Origin of the sequence: Pseudomonas sp. MTM4, from assembly GCF_019355055.1 — a bacterium.
Classification (GTDB): domain Bacteria; phylum Pseudomonadota; class Gammaproteobacteria; order Pseudomonadales; family Pseudomonadaceae; genus Stutzerimonas.
Map to the genome: position 1 here is coordinate 3,279,752 of NZ_CP048411.1, position 13,248 is coordinate 3,292,999.

The 13,248-nt window shown below is 61.1% G+C and carries 12 protein-coding genes; 5 read left to right on the forward strand and 7 right to left on the reverse strand.

Annotated features, from left to right (window positions below; all coding sequences use genetic code 11):
* Nucleotides 1-22 precede the first annotated feature (22 nt).
* The 6 genes from GYM54_RS15185 to zwf all read right to left on the reverse strand — a co-directional run bounded on the left by GYM54_RS15185 (nt 23) and on the right by zwf (nt 6,913).
* Nucleotides 23-1,453, reverse strand: a complete 1,431-nt coding sequence (locus GYM54_RS15185; RefSeq protein ID WP_131649392.1) for an aspartate kinase — start codon at nt 1,451-1,453, stop codon at nt 23-25.
* Between the two features lie 99 nt (nt 1,454-1,552).
* Nucleotides 1,553-2,470, reverse strand: coding sequence for an ectoine hydroxylase (thpD, locus tag GYM54_RS15190; protein WP_197444855.1), 918 nt, complete (start codon nt 2,468-2,470; stop codon nt 1,553-1,555).
* A gap of 146 nt (nt 2,471-2,616) precedes the next feature.
* Complete coding sequence (locus GYM54_RS15195; protein WP_181099384.1) at nt 2,617-3,015, reverse strand: ectoine synthase; 399 nt, start codon at nt 3,013-3,015, stop codon at nt 2,617-2,619.
* Nucleotides 3,016-3,026: 11 nt separating this feature from the next.
* Nucleotides 3,027-4,304 carry a diaminobutyrate--2-oxoglutarate transaminase gene (gene ectB, locus GYM54_RS15200; protein ID WP_197444856.1) on the reverse strand — a complete coding sequence of 426 codons (1,278 nt, stop codon included), beginning with the start codon at nt 4,302-4,304 and terminating at the stop codon, nt 3,027-3,029.
* Nucleotides 4,301-4,834, reverse strand: a complete 534-nt coding sequence (gene ectA, locus GYM54_RS15205; RefSeq protein ID WP_197444857.1) for a diaminobutyrate acetyltransferase — start codon at nt 4,832-4,834, stop codon at nt 4,301-4,303. Before ectA ends, ectB begins: the two co-directional genes overlap by 4 nt.
* A 654-nt stretch (nt 4,835-5,488) precedes the next feature.
* The gene (gene zwf, locus GYM54_RS15210) at nt 5,489-6,913 is read right to left on the reverse strand and encodes a glucose-6-phosphate dehydrogenase (RefSeq protein ID WP_374105197.1); all 1,425 of its coding nucleotides are present in this window, start codon (nt 6,911-6,913) and stop codon (nt 5,489-5,491) included.
* A gap of 177 nt (nt 6,914-7,090) precedes the next feature.
* On the opposite strand from zwf, the gene hexR reads away from it, so the two are divergent.
* Both hexR and GYM54_RS15220 read left to right on the forward strand, forming a co-directional pair.
* Nucleotides 7,091-7,957, forward strand: a complete 867-nt coding sequence (hexR, locus tag GYM54_RS15215; protein WP_131649398.1) for a transcriptional regulator HexR — start codon at nt 7,091-7,093, stop codon at nt 7,955-7,957.
* Between the two features lie 88 nt (nt 7,958-8,045).
* Complete coding sequence (locus tag GYM54_RS15220; RefSeq protein WP_131649399.1) at nt 8,046-8,261, forward strand: PA3496 family putative envelope integrity protein; 216 nt, start codon at nt 8,046-8,048, stop codon at nt 8,259-8,261.
* On the opposite strand, the gene GYM54_RS15225 is transcribed toward GYM54_RS15220, so the two are convergent.
* Nucleotides 8,203-9,150, reverse strand: a complete 948-nt coding sequence (locus tag GYM54_RS15225) for a LysR family transcriptional regulator (RefSeq protein ID WP_165914223.1) — start codon at nt 9,148-9,150, stop codon at nt 8,203-8,205. The genes GYM54_RS15220 and GYM54_RS15225 overlap by 59 nt on opposite strands.
* Nucleotides 9,151-9,398: 248 nt before the next feature.
* Between GYM54_RS15225 and GYM54_RS15230 the strand changes: the two genes are divergently transcribed.
* From GYM54_RS15230 to GYM54_RS15240, 3 genes are all read left to right on the forward strand, one after another.
* Nucleotides 9,399-10,814, forward strand: a complete 1,416-nt coding sequence (locus GYM54_RS15230; RefSeq protein ID WP_131649401.1) for an acetyl-CoA carboxylase biotin carboxylase subunit — start codon at nt 9,399-9,401, stop codon at nt 10,812-10,814.
* A 10-nt stretch (nt 10,815-10,824) separates the two neighbouring features.
* Entirely contained in the window at nt 10,825-12,639 is a 1,815-nt protein-coding gene (gene oadA / locus GYM54_RS15235; RefSeq protein ID WP_131649402.1) for a sodium-extruding oxaloacetate decarboxylase subunit alpha, read from the forward strand.
* Between the two features lie 171 nt (nt 12,640-12,810).
* Nucleotides 12,811-13,248, forward strand: coding sequence for a CBS domain-containing protein (locus GYM54_RS15240; RefSeq protein ID WP_131649403.1), 438 nt, complete (start codon nt 12,811-12,813; stop codon nt 13,246-13,248).

Sequence of the window (13,248 nt, forward strand, 5' to 3'; positions counted from 1 at the left end):
CGCTGCCGTATAGCGAAGAAGCTTACGCCGCAGCTATCACGTCACCGTGGTTTTCCGGCTCGATCAGCGCGCGGTGCAGGGCGGCGATGGCGGCGTCGTAATCCTCCTCGTTGACCACGCACTGCATCTCCACCTGGCGAATCGACTGGTGGATCGCCTGGATGCTGATGCCGGCACCGGCCAGCGCCGCAACGGTCTTGGCGAGGATGCCTTTGACTTTGAGATCCGAACCGATGGCCGAGACGATGGCGACGTTGTGCACCGTGACTTCCGCCGCCGGATAGCGCTCCTCGATCAGGTTGGCCGCGCGATTGATCAGCTTGCGCGAGCCGGAGGCGTAGTAGGTGATGCTGTTGGCGTCCGAGTCCTTGTTGACGACGTAGAGCTTGAGCTGCTTGAGCAGCTTGGTGATCTCGATGTCGTAGGCCACGTCGCCGAGCATGTCCTGATCGAACACCTCGATGCCGAAGACGTCCTTGCGTCCGGCGATGATCTCGACGCAGGGCCGCTCGCTCTTATAGTCCTGGCTGATCAGCGTGCCGGCGTGCTGCGGCTCGAAGGCATTCTTGATGCGCAGCTCGATGCCGGCGCGGCGCAGGGTCTTGGCGGCGCGCGGATGGATCGCCTCCATGCCGAGATTGGACAGCTGGTCAGCCACGTCATAGTTGGTGCGGCCGATGGTCACCACCTTGTCGGCGCCGACAAGGTTCGGGTCGGCGGAAGAGAGGTGGAATTCCTTGTGGATGATCGCCTCGCGCGCGCCGGTGGCGGCGGCGATCTGGGCGAAGGTGATCTCGCTGTAGCCGCGGTCGAAGGTGTTCATCAGGCCTTCGCTGCAATGGGTGTAGCCGGTGGCGATGACCAGCTCGCGGCTCAGGTCGACGCCTTCGAAGCTCTCGCGCACCATCTCCTCGAAGGGCAACGGCGAGTCGCAGTGCCAGCCGGTCAGGTCGACCATGCGCCCGTTGATGCCGCGGTGCTTGAGTGCCAGCACGGCGTTGAAGGCGCTGTGCGCTTCGCCCAGCGAGGCGAGCATTTCGCGCACTTTCATCAGGTGTTCGCCGAGTTGGAAGTGGCCGTAAGCGCACAGACGCTGCAGGCTGCTCATGCATTCGCGGGCATCGTCGATGCGCGAGTTGATGAACTGGTCGGCGGCGTGGCGCTCGAAGTCGCCGAGGAACAGCTCGGCGTTCTTCTCCAGCATGCGCTGGCGAACGCTCTGTAGCGCATCGAGCCAGGCGCCTTCATTCTGAGCGTCGGCGAAGCGCTGGTAGACGCCCGGCTCGCCGGTTTTCTTATGCTCCAGCAACAGATTGGTCATGCCGCTGTAGGCCGAAACGACGAAGACCCGCTGGTACAGCTGGGTGCCTTCACGCTGGCCAATAAAAATGTTGTCGAGTAGCTCGTCGAAGCGGCTCATGGAGGTGCCGCCGATCTTTTCTACGGTATGCATCGATTCAACGTCCCGTCTTGGGGTGAATTTTCATCCCTGGGCCGGCTTTGCAGGCCAAGCGGAAACCATCCCCGTGCTGACGGGAATGGTTCATAAAGGTCAGAGATAGCGTTGTGGCTGGATCTGCAGCGGCGTGAAATCCTCACGCTCGGCAACGAAGTCGGGGCGTGGTGCAAGCCCGCAGAACGGCGCCTGGGCAGCATTATCCACATGGTTGTAGACATAGAACAGATTGCTGCGCGCGCTGGGTGTGATGTTGCTGTTCGAACCGTGCATGGTGTTGCAGTCGAAGAACAGCGCACTGCCCGCCGGGCCGGTGGCGGTGTCGATGCCATGCTGCTCGGCCAGCCGGGTGAGGCTGTCGTGATCCGGTACGCCGAACTCCTGCTTGCGCAGGGACTTTTCGTAGTGGTTTTCCGGCGTCGTGCCCACGCAGCGGACGAAGTGCTTGTGCGAACCGGGGACCAGCATCAGCGGGCCGTTATGCGGCTCGTTGTCGGTCAGCAGGATCGAGCAGCTGAGGGTGCGCATGCGCGGCAGGCCGTCCTCGGTGTGCCAGGTTTCGAAATCCGAATGCCAGTAGAACTCCTTGCCGGTGAAGCCGGGCTTGAAGTTCATCCGCGACTGGTGGACATAGATGTTGCCGCCGAGAATGAAGCGGGCGATCCCGGCGGTCCGCTCGTCGGCAGCGATTCGGGCAAACAGCGCGTTGTCTTTATGAATGGCGAACACCGAGCGGATCGCACCGCTGTCGGGTTCCTTGATGGTCTTGCCGGATTCGGCAACGGCCGGATCCTGGCGCATGCGCTCGAGTTCGTCGCGGAAAAACGCGACTTCCTCGGCGCTGAAGAGATTGGGGATGACCAGATAACCGTCACGCTCGAAGCGTTCGATCAACTCGGCCGGGACCGGCGCATTGGCCATGTCGTTACGGTAGACGACCGGGTCCAGCCGTTCTTGCCAGCTGGGCTGATCCTCCTGGCGCGAGGGATACAGGTCAGCTTGCGAGGTGCTCATGTCTTCCTCCTTCGTTCCGCGATTACTTGTTATGGTCGCGGTAAATTGCGGTGGACAATGCGGCGCAGTCGTAGGGCGGGTGCAGCCGCCAATCAATGCCGGCGGGAAACTCCGTGCTGGCGAGTGCACCCGTACTACGGTTCACGTTAGACGACGGTTTCGGCCTCCAGCGGATAGACACCGCTGTCGTCATGAACTTCCTTGCCGTTAAGCGGCGGGTTGAAGACGCAGGCCATCTTCATGTCCTCGCTGCCGCCGCGCAGCAGGTGCTCGTCGTGCTTGTCGAGGATGTACAAGGTGCCGGCCTCGATCTTGTAGATCTTGCCGTCGGCAACGGTCTCGATCTCGCCGTTGCCGCTGATGCAGTACACCGATTCCAGATGGTTCTGGTAGTGAATGTGCGTCTCGGTGTTGGCGAAGATGGTGGTGATGTGAAAGGAGAAGCCCATCTTGTCGTCCTTGAGCAGCATGCGGGTGCTGTCCCAGGTTTCGGTGACAATTTTGCGGTTGGACTGCTCGCATTCGGCAAGAGTACGTACGATCATTTTTTCAATCCTCAAGAAGCAGCTTGATTGGTGTCCTGGTCGGACATCACGGCGGCAAAAGCCTTGTCCAGAATGCTCATGGCCTTGTCGATCTGCTCTTCGCTGATCACCAGCGGGCAGAGGCACTTGACCACTTCGCTGTGGGCGCCGCTGGTCTCGATCACCAGACCGTTCTCGAAGGCATGGCGGCAGACCGCGGCGGCGGTGTCGCCATCCGGGCAGCTGATGCCGATCATCATTCCGCGGCCTTTGACGAACAGCGAATCCGGGCCATAGCGGCGGACGATCTTGTGCATGCCATCGGCGATGCGCTTGCCCTTGGCCTGAACACTTTTAGCGAACTCGTCGTCCTGCCAGAAATGTTCCAGGGCGGCGGCTGCGGTGACGAAGGCGTGGTTGTTGCCGCGGAAAGTGCCGTTGTGCTCGCCGGGGTTCCACTGGTCCAGCTCCTTGCGCAGCAGCACCATGGCGAACGGCAGGCCGAAGCCCGACAGTGACTTGGAGAGGGTGATCATGTCCGGCTTGATGCCCATTTCTTCGAAGCTGAAGAAGCTGCCGGTGCGGCCGCAGCCAGCCTGGATATCGTCGATGATCAGCAGCATCTCGTGCTTGCGGCAGAGTTTTTCCAGCTTGCGCACCCATTCGGCGGACGCGGCGTTCAGACCGCCTTCACCCTGTACCACTTCGACGATCACCGCGGCGGGCTTGTCGATGCCGCTGGACGGGTCGGTGAGCAGCTTGTCCATCATGCCGATGGTGTTGACCTTGTCGCCGAAGTAATTGGCGTAAGGCATGCGGCTGACGTCGGTCAGCGGTACGCCAGCGGCGCCGCGGTGATGCTTGTTGCCGGTCGCCGCCAGGGCGCCGATGCTGCAGCCGTGGAAGCCATTGGTGAAGCTGATGACGTTGTTACGACCGGTCACCTTGCGCGCCAGCTTCAACGCGGCTTCAACTGCGTTAGTACCGGTCGGTCCGGTGAACTGCATGACGTAGTCCATGTTGCGCGGCTTGAGAATCAGGCGACTGAAGGTCTCGAGGAAACGCTCCTTGGCATCGGAGTACATGTCCAGGCCATGAGTGATGCCGTCGTCGCTGATGTAGTCGAGCAGCGCCTGCTTGAGCACCGGATGGTTGTGGCCGTAGTTGAGCGTGCCGGCACCCGCGAGAAAGTCGATGTAGGACTTGCCGTCGCGGGTGATCAGCTCGGCGCCACGCGCCTGTTTGAAGACCACGGGAAAGGATCGGCAGTAGCTGCGAACGCCGGATTCGTGCAGTTCGAAAGTTTTCATGCGTTTTCCTCTAATTCTTCTTCTGAATGGGGTGCGGCGAACGGACCGGCGCGGTAGAGCACTTCATCTTCGTGCTTGCCGGCGAAATGTTCAGCGCGGGCGAACAAGGTGCGGGTGCTGTAGTCGGCTCCGAGCTTGGCGAAAGCCTTTTTGAACAGCGCCCGTGATGCCCCGTTGTCCGGCGAGATGGTGGTTTCCAGATAGCGCACGTCCTGTTCTCTGGCGACCCGTGCGATCAGGGCCATCAGCATGCGCAGAGCCAGACCTTGGCCGCGCATCGACGCGTCAACCGCGACCTGCCAGACGAACAATGTGTCCGGGCGGGAAGGCGGGCGGTAACCAGAAATGAAACCTACCAATCGGCCATCCGCATCGGCGGCGGCAATGGAGGTATCGGCGAAATCGGAGCATTGCAGCAGGTTGCAGTACACCGAATTGGTGTCCAGAGGTTGGCAGCGCGCTACCAGCTCATGGAGGGGATAACCGTCGCCGTCGGTGGGGCGACGGAGCGTTACGGTAGGAACACTCAAAACAAGACCTTTGGGGTTGCTGATTGAAATCCTTTATTAGAATAAACACATCAAAAAATTAATCTCAACCCAAGTCGCCGATCATGGGTAGCGGATCGCCGCTGATATCTCCGAAGTTCGTGTTTTATCGCGAAAGTTGAATTAGCCGGTGGCAGCTTGGAATTCGCTTTGATCCGAGTTGAATATCTTGCTGGATATTGGCGGGACCAGCCGCGAAGAAATAGGCCGATTCAGAGGCCTGGATTACGACTGTATTCAGAGACCATGCGCCGCCGTCGAAGGCTCCGGTGAAACCCTCATGGGGCGGGGCTTGAGGCGGATTCCGGTTGTGCGGATCCGGCAACGGATCGCGGCCGCTTTTCACGGCGGTTGAATTAACCGAGCTTGCGCTGGCAACTAGGGAAAATGAGGTGGCAGAACTAAGGGTCGAGCCGCCGATATCGTTGCTGGATATCGGCGATCCGTTTCCAGGAAGATGGCGACTTCATCGCATTGATGAATTTTTTGTGGTCGCCCGACTGAGCGGCGATGAATACGAACTTAATCCTTAGTTCTCGAGCGCCTGATGCGTTAGTTGCCATTACTTGTGCGAACCGCTCTGTCCCAATGGCTGAAATGAACATCGGTGTGTCGAAAATCGCGCCGTTCGGCAGCTCAGCGCCACCATTGCCGACCTTGATGCTCGATCAGCTGACGGGCCTGCTCCGGGCCATCGGTGCCGGCCGGATATGGCCTCGGTTTGCGGTAATGGTTCTGCCAGCCGCGCAGGATCGGATCGACCCAGTTCCACGCCGCTTCCACCTCATCACGGCGCATGAACAGCGTCGAATCGCCTTCGATCACATCCAGCAGCAGACGCTCGTACGCCTCCCAGCGACGCGTGCTGCTGAAGGCGTTGGCCAGGTTCAGATCCAGTTCCACCGGCTCCAGCTGCATGCCTTTGCCGGGTGCCTTGGCCATCAGTTGCAGGCTGATGCTTTCTTCGGGTTGCAGGCTGATCACCAGGCGGTTGACCTCGCCTTTGGTGAACAGCATGTGTGGCACCTGCTTGAAGGTGACGATGATTTCCGAGCGCTTGCGAGCCATGCGTTTGCCGGTGCGCAGGTAGAAGGGCACGCCGGCCCAGCGCCAGTTGTTGATCTCGGCCTTTACCGCGACGAAGGTTTCGGTATCGCTGTCGTTATCGACATCCTGTTCGAAGTAGTAGGCCTGCACATCGTGGCCGCCGATACGCCCGGCGCTGTACTGGCCGCGCACGGTCTTGTCCTGCACGTCGTTGCCGGTGATGGGTTTGAGCGCCTCCAGGATCTTGACCTTCTCGCCGCGTATCGATTTGGCGTCGAAACGCACCGGCGCCTCCATTGCCACCAGGCAGAGCAGCTGCAGCAGATGGTTCTGCAGCATGTCGCGCATAGCGCCGGCGTGGTCGTAATAGCTGCCGCGATTCTCGACGCCGAGGGTTTCGGCCACGGTGATCTGCACATGGTCGATATGACCGCTGCGCCAGATCGGCTCGAACAGGGCGTTGGCGAAACGCAGTGCCATGAGGTTCTGCACCGTCTCCTTGCCCAAGTAGTGATCGATCCGGTAGATCCGCGACTCGGGGAAGACCGCGCCGATCGCTTCGTTGATCTCGAGCGCCGAATCCAGGGAGTGGCCGATGGGTTTCTCCAGCACGATGCGCGCGTCTTCGCCGGCCAGTCCGGCGCTTTCGAGATTGGATGCGATGGGCACGAACAGCCTCGGCGCGGTCGCCAGGTAATGCACCCGCACGCGTCCTTCGGATGGGCCGAGGTGATGCGCAAGACCGAGGAATTCGCCACGCTGGGAGGCATCCATGGCGAAGTAATCGAGGCGTCGACTGAACGCTTGCCAGATGTCGACCTCGAAATCGGCACGCGCGATTCCCGCGCGGCAATGGCGCTCGGCCAGGGTCAGGAAGGCGTCGCGGTCGATCTCCTGGCGAGCGATGGCAAGGATGCGCACGTCATCGTGCAGTCGCCGCTCACGGTGCAGGTGGTAAAGCGCAGGGATGAGTTTGTGTAGCGCCAGATCGCCGGTACCGCCAAATACCAGCATGTCGCAGGAAATGGACACAGCGTCGCTCCTAGCTAGAAGGTGAACTCAATAGGTGGGCGATGCTGCAGGCCTTGTAGTATAACTACAAGCCCACTACAGCCAGCCGGCAAGGTAGCTGCGAGCGCATCGTTGCGTTTGACCTTCCTTGTCCGGTATTGATCATAGCGAGTCCGGAACGTGAACCTGCTGCAACACATCGCCCAATCGAGAAGTTCGCTGCGCAAGTCGGAGCTCAAGGTGGCCGACCATGTACTGCTCGATCCGGCTGCGGTGATGCACAGCTCCATGGCGGATCTGGCTCATGCAGTGGGCGTCAGCGAGCCGACCATCGTGCGCTTCTGTCGCGCCATCGGTTGCCTCGGCTTTCAGGATCTCAAGCTCAAACTGGCGCAGAGTCTCGCCGCTGGCGCCAGCTTCGGCCAGTTCGCCATCAGCGAGAACGATTCGGTCACCGACTTCGCGCTGAAGATTTTCGACACCACCCTGCATACCCTGATGGACGTGCGCGAACGCCTCGACTCCGACGCGCTGGAGCGTGCCGTGGCCGCCATGGCCAAGGCCGAACGGGTGGAGTTCTACGGATTCGGCGCGTCCGGTGCGGTCGCGACCGATGCCCAGCACAAATTCTTCCGCCTGCTGCTCAGCGCGGCGGCGTATTCCGATCCGCATATGCAGGCGATGTCGGCGGTCACGCTGAAGCCCACCGACGTGGCTATCTGCATTTCCCAGTCGGGACGCTCCAAGGATTTGCTGATCACCGCCAATGTGGTGCGCGAGTCCGGCGCCACGCTGATCACCCTCTGCCCGAGCCAGACGCCGCTGGCGGAGCTGGCGACCATCAACCTGGCCATCGATGTCCAGGAAGACACCGAAATCTATACGCCGCTGACCTCGCGCATCGCCCATCTGGTGGTGATCGACGTGCTGGCGATGGGCGTTGCCATGGCGCGCGGGCCGAGCTTGGTTAACCACCTCAAGAGCGTAAAGCGCAGCCTGCGCAGCTTGCGCCTGTCACCCAAGTCGGTGAAGCCGCACGAAGATTGATCGTCTTCGAAACGTCATCGACCTGACCTCATAGCGTCACCCATAGCTCCGATGCTGAACCTCCCAGTACCTTTCTCGGGAGAACCCCATGTCTCAGCACCGTGAAACCTACGTCAACCTCGATGCCCGTGCCCGCCGCAAGCTGCAGGACGAGCGCCGCATGTATTTCCGTCGCGCCATTGAAAGCTACGATGAGCAGCGCCAATTGCATGCGCAGCTGATGGAGTTCCCCGATCTGCTGATGGTCAGCCCGTTGCTGGAGGCTGGGGCGGAACGCCGGCAAAACGCGTCGCCAATGCGCTGATCTGCGCACGTTCTTCACGGATGAAGGCGAGGAAAGCCTGGGCGACCGGGCTGAGCCGCTTTGCCCTCGGGTGTACCACGCACCAGCTGCGGTACAGCGGCAGTTCCTGAACCGGCAGTTCGCGTAGCAGACCGTGCGTCAGTTCAAGGTGCACGGCGTGGCGCGGCATCAGCGCCACGCCAAGTCCAGCCACTACGCTTTCGCGCAGCGCATCCAGCGAGGCGACTTGAATCGTCTGGGCAAAATGCGCGCGCTTTTGGCGCAGATAGTCCTCGCCTGCCTTGCGCGTACCCGATCCCGGTTCGCGTACGAGCAGCGGGTAGGCGGTCAGGTCCTGCAGGGTCAGCTCGGCCGCCTGGCTCAGCGGATGATCGGCTGGCGCGACGGCGACGATCGGGTTATTCAGAAACGGCAGGAATTCCAGATCCATGTCGGTCGGGACCTGGGAAATGATCAACAGATCGTCGCGGCTGATCGACAACCGCTTCACCGCCTGCGCATGGTTGACCACGACCAGCTCCAGATTGACTTCCGGATGTTGCCGCTTGAAGGCGGCGAACAGGTGCGGGGTGATGTACTTGGCGCTCGATTCCACGGCAAGGTTCAGCTGCCCGTGTAGCGAGCCCTGCAAATCCGAGAGCTGCATGTCCAGACTGTCCAGGCGGCCGAAAATGTCGGTGCTGGCGCGCTGCAGCGCTTCGGCCGCCGGGGTGAGATGGAGCTTTTTACCCAGGTATTCGAATAGCGGCTGGCCAATCAGGTCTTCGAGTTGGCGGATCTGCAAGCTCACCGCTGGCTGCGTCAGGGCCATCTCCTCGGCCGCTCGGCTGTACGAACGGCTTTCGCACACCGCCCGGAATAGCTGAAGCTGGCGCAGTGTTATGCGCATCATGGTTTTTCGCATATTTCGCCGCTCTTGCTTGTTTTTGTACCTTCGATCACGACAACTGACCCCGCCGAGGCCGCGATCTAGCGCGCTAAAACGCAAGCTATAAGTAATTACTTATTCAACGTCAAACAATTATTTATTTTCGGTAATCATGCCGGTGGGCGTAGGGTTTAAACGCTTGCATTGAGTGCAAGCGCCACACGGCCCCACGAGGTGGCCGCCTGCTAATCGACCGAGGGAATGACAGCGTGATCAAGAAGCTGCTGATCGCCAACCGCGGTGAAATTGCCGTCCGCATCGTGCGGGCCTGTGCCGAAATGGGCGTGCGCTCGGTGGCGGTATTCGCCGAGCCTGACCGCCATGCGCTGCACGTCAAGCGCGCCGACGAGGCGTATTTCATCGGTGACGACCCGCTGGCCGGCTACCTGAACCCGCGCAAGCTGGTGAACCTGGCCGTCGAGACCGGCTGCGATGCGTTGCATCCGGGTTACGGCTTTCTCTCGGAGAATGCCGAGCTGGCGGAAATCTGCGCCGAGCGCGGCATCAAGTTCGTCGGTCCAAGCGCCGAAGTCATTCGCCGCATGGGCGACAAGACCGAAGCCCGGCGCAGCATGATCAAGGCCGGTGTACCGGTCACGCCCGGCACCGAAGGCAACGTCGCCGATGTCGAGCAAGCGCTGGCCGAGGCCGAGCGCATCGGCTACCCGGTGATGCTCAAGGCGACTTCCGGCGGGGGCGGGCGCGGCATTCGCCGCTGCAACTCTCGCGAGGAACTGGCCCAGGCCTACCCACGGGTGATCTCCGAAGCGACCAAGGCATTCGGTTCGGCCGATGTGTTCCTCGAGAAATGCATCGTTGAGCCCAAGCACATCGAGGCGCAGATCCTGGCCGACTCCTTCGGCAGCACCGTGCATCTGTTCGAGCGCGACTGCTCGATCCAGCGGCGCAACCAGAAGCTCATCGAGATCGCGCCCAGCCCTCAGCTGACTCCGGAGCAGCGCGCCTACATCGGCGACCTGGCGGTGCGTGCGGCCAAGGCGGTGGGCTATGAGAATGCCGGCACCGTGGAGTTCCTGCTCGCCGATGGCGAGGTGTACTTCATGGAAATGAATACTCGGGTGCAGGTGGAGCACACCATCACCGAGGAGATCACCGGCATCGACATCGTCCGCGAGCAGATCCGCATCGCTTCGGGCTTGCCGCTCTCGTTCAAGCAGGAAGACATCCAGTATCGCGGCTTCGCCCTGCAGTTCCGCATCAACGCAGAGGATCCGCGCAACAACTTCCTGCCTTGTTTCGGCAAGATCACCCGTTACTACGCGCCTGGCGGCCCGGGCGTGCGTACCGACACGGCGATCTACACCGGTTACACCATTCCGCCGTACTACGACTCGATGTGCCTGAAGTTGATCGTCTGGGCGCTGACCTGGGAAGAGGCGCTGGCCCGTGGTTCCCGCGCGCTGGACGACATGCGCGTGCAGGGTGTGAAGACCACCGCCTTCTACTACCAGAAGATTCTCGAAAATCCGGATTTTCGCAGCGGGCAGTTCAACACCAGCTTTGTCGATAACCACCCGGAATTGATGACCTACTCGATCAAGCGCAAGCCGAGCGAACTGGCCCTGGCCATCGCCGCCGCCATCGCTGCCCACGCAGGACTGTGAGGAACGAACCATGACTGCTCAGAAAAAAATCACCGTTACCGACACCATCCTGCGCGACGCCCACCAGTCGCTGATCGCTACCCGCATGCGCACCGAGGACATGCTGCCGATCTGCGAGAAGCTCGATCGGGTCGGCTATTGGTCGCTCGAAGTTTGGGGCGGCGCGACCTTCGACGCCTGCGTGCGTTTCCTCAAGGAAGACCCTTGGGAGCGCCTGCGCCAGCTCAAGGCTGCGCTGCCCAATACCCGCCTGCAGATGCTCTTGCGTGGGCAGAACCTGCTTGGTTATCGGCACTACGCCGACGATGTGGTCGAGGCTTTCTGTGCCAAGGCGGCGGATAACGGCATCGACGTATTCCGCATCTTCGATGCTATGAATGATGTACGGAACCTGGAAACAGCGATTCGCGCGGTCAAGAAGACCGGCAAGCACGCCCAGGGCACCATCGCCTACACCACCAGCCCGGTACACACCATCGAGCTGTTCGTCGAACAGGGTCGGGCAATGCGCGACATGGGTGTCGATTCGATCGCCATCAAGGACATGGCTGGCCTGCTGACGCCGTTCGCCACCGGCGATCTGGTGCGTGCGTTGAAGGCAGAAATCGACCTGCCGGTGTTCATCCATTCTCACGACACCGCCGGCGTCGCCAGCATGTGCCAGCTCAAGGCCATCGAGAACGGCGCCGATCACATCGACACCGCTATATCCTCCATGGCATGGGGCACCAGCCATCCGGGGACCGAGTCGATGGTCGCTGCCCTGCGTGGCACACCCTATGACACCGGTCTGGATTTGGAACTGATTCAGGAGATCGGCCTGTACTTCTATGCGGTGCGCAAGAAGTACCACCAGTTCGAGAGTGAGTTCACCGGCGTCGATACTCGTGTGCAGGTCAATCAGGTGCCCGGCGGAATGATTTCCAACCTGGCCAACCAGCTCAAGGAGCAGGGCGCGCTCAACCGCATGGACGAAGTGCTCGCCGAGATTCCCCGCGTGCGCAAGGACCTCGGCTATCCGCCGCTGGTCACGCCGACCTCGCAGATCGTCGGCACCCAAGCATTCTTCAACGTGCTGGCCGGTGAGCGTTACAAGACCATCACCAATGAAGTGAAGCTCTATCTACAGGGCCGCTACGGCAAGGCGCCGGGCACCATCGATGCCAAGCTGCAGCGCCAGGCCATCGGTGGCGAGGAGATCGTCGAGGTGCGTCCGGCCGATCTGATCAAGCCGGAGCTGGACAAGCTGCGCACGGAGATCGGTGCGCTGGCGAAATCCGAAGAGGACGTGCTGACCTACGCCATGTTCCCGGACATCGGCCGCAAGTTCCTCGAGGAACGCGAGGCCGGCACCCTGCAGCCTGAAGTACTGCTACCGATTCCGGACGGCAACGCGGTGGGTACTGCAGGCGGGGAGGGCGTGCCGACCGAGTTCGTCATCGACGTACACGGCGAGACCTATCGCGTCGATATCACGGGTGTCGGCGTCAAGGGCGAAGGCAAGCGGCATTTCTTCCTCTCCATCGACGGCATGCCGGAAGAAGTGGTGTTCGAGCCATTGAACAACTTCGTCGGCGGCGGTGCTGGTGGTCAGCGCAAACAGGCCAGCGGTCCGGGCGATGTCAGCACCAGCATGCCGGGCAATGTAGTCGACGTACTGGTCAAGGAAGGCGATGTGGTCAAGGCCGGCCAGCCGGTGCTGATCAGCGAGGCGATGAAGATGGAAACCGAAATTCAGGCGCCCATTGCCGGTACCGTGAAAGCTGTGCATGTGGCCAAGGGCGATCGCGTGACGCCCGGCGACCTGCTGATCGAGATCGCCTGAGCCGAGCCGTGCCTGGATACGCCCAGGCACGGCATAGGTGTCTTCCTTGCCGGTGCATGCGTCTTTTGGAACGGCGTGTTTCAAGCGCGGAAAAACGCTTTACCCACCCGTGCCTGCGGATGATGCTACGAACGGCGTCCGGCTTGGGGTCGGCATGGAGGAGATGAAACCATGAAAACGGTAGGACAGGTCGTCAGCAGCAAGTCGAACTTGAGCGTGCATACCATCGCGCCGACCGACACGATATTCACGGCGCTGCAGGTGCTGGCGGAAAAGAACGTCGGTGCACTGCCGGTGGCCGAAGCTGATGGTCGCTTGGTCGGCATCGTCAGTGAGCGCGACTATGCGCGCAAATGTGTCCTCAAGGGGCGTTCGTCGTTCGCGACTCCCGTGAGCACGATCATGAGCGTCAACCTGGTGACCGTCGAGCCGCATCAGGGACTGGAAGAATGCATGCAGCTGATGACCGATCGGCACTTGCGCCACCTGCCGGTACTCGAAGCGGGCAAGCTGGTCGGCATGCTTTCCATCGGCGACGTGGTCAAGGAGCTCGTCGCCGAGAAAGAAAGTTTGATCCAGCATCTCGAACAGTACATTCGCGGCGAATAA

Excerpts from the sequence above, each read along its gene's own strand:
- GYM54_RS15185 (WP_131649392.1), bottom strand. The coding sequence starts at position 1,453 with ATGCATACCGTAGAAAAGATCGGCGGCACCTCCATGAGCCGCTTCGAC.
- thpD (WP_197444855.1), bottom strand. The coding sequence starts at position 2,470 with ATGAGCACCTCGCAAGCTGACCTGTATCCCTCGCGCCAGGAGGATCAG.
- GYM54_RS15195 (WP_181099384.1), bottom strand. The coding sequence starts at position 3,015 with ATGATCGTACGTACTCTTGCCGAATGCGAGCAGTCCAACCGCAAAATT.
- ectB (WP_197444856.1), bottom strand. The coding sequence starts at position 4,304 with ATGAAAACTTTCGAACTGCACGAATCCGGCGTTCGCAGCTACTGCCGA.
- zwf (WP_374105197.1), bottom strand. The coding sequence starts at position 6,913 with ATGCTGGTATTTGGCGGTACCGGCGATCTGGCGCTACACAAACTCATC.
- GYM54_RS15220 (WP_131649399.1), top strand. The coding sequence starts at position 8,046 with ATGTCTCAGCACCGTGAAACCTACGTCAACCTCGATGCCCGTGCCCGC.
- GYM54_RS15225 (WP_165914223.1), bottom strand. The coding sequence starts at position 9,150 with ATGCGCATAACACTGCGCCAGCTTCAGCTATTCCGGGCGGTGTGCGAA.
- oadA (WP_131649402.1), top strand. The coding sequence starts at position 10,825 with ATGACTGCTCAGAAAAAAATCACCGTTACCGACACCATCCTGCGCGAC.
- GYM54_RS15240 (WP_131649403.1), top strand. The coding sequence starts at position 12,811 with ATGAAAACGGTAGGACAGGTCGTCAGCAGCAAGTCGAACTTGAGCGTG.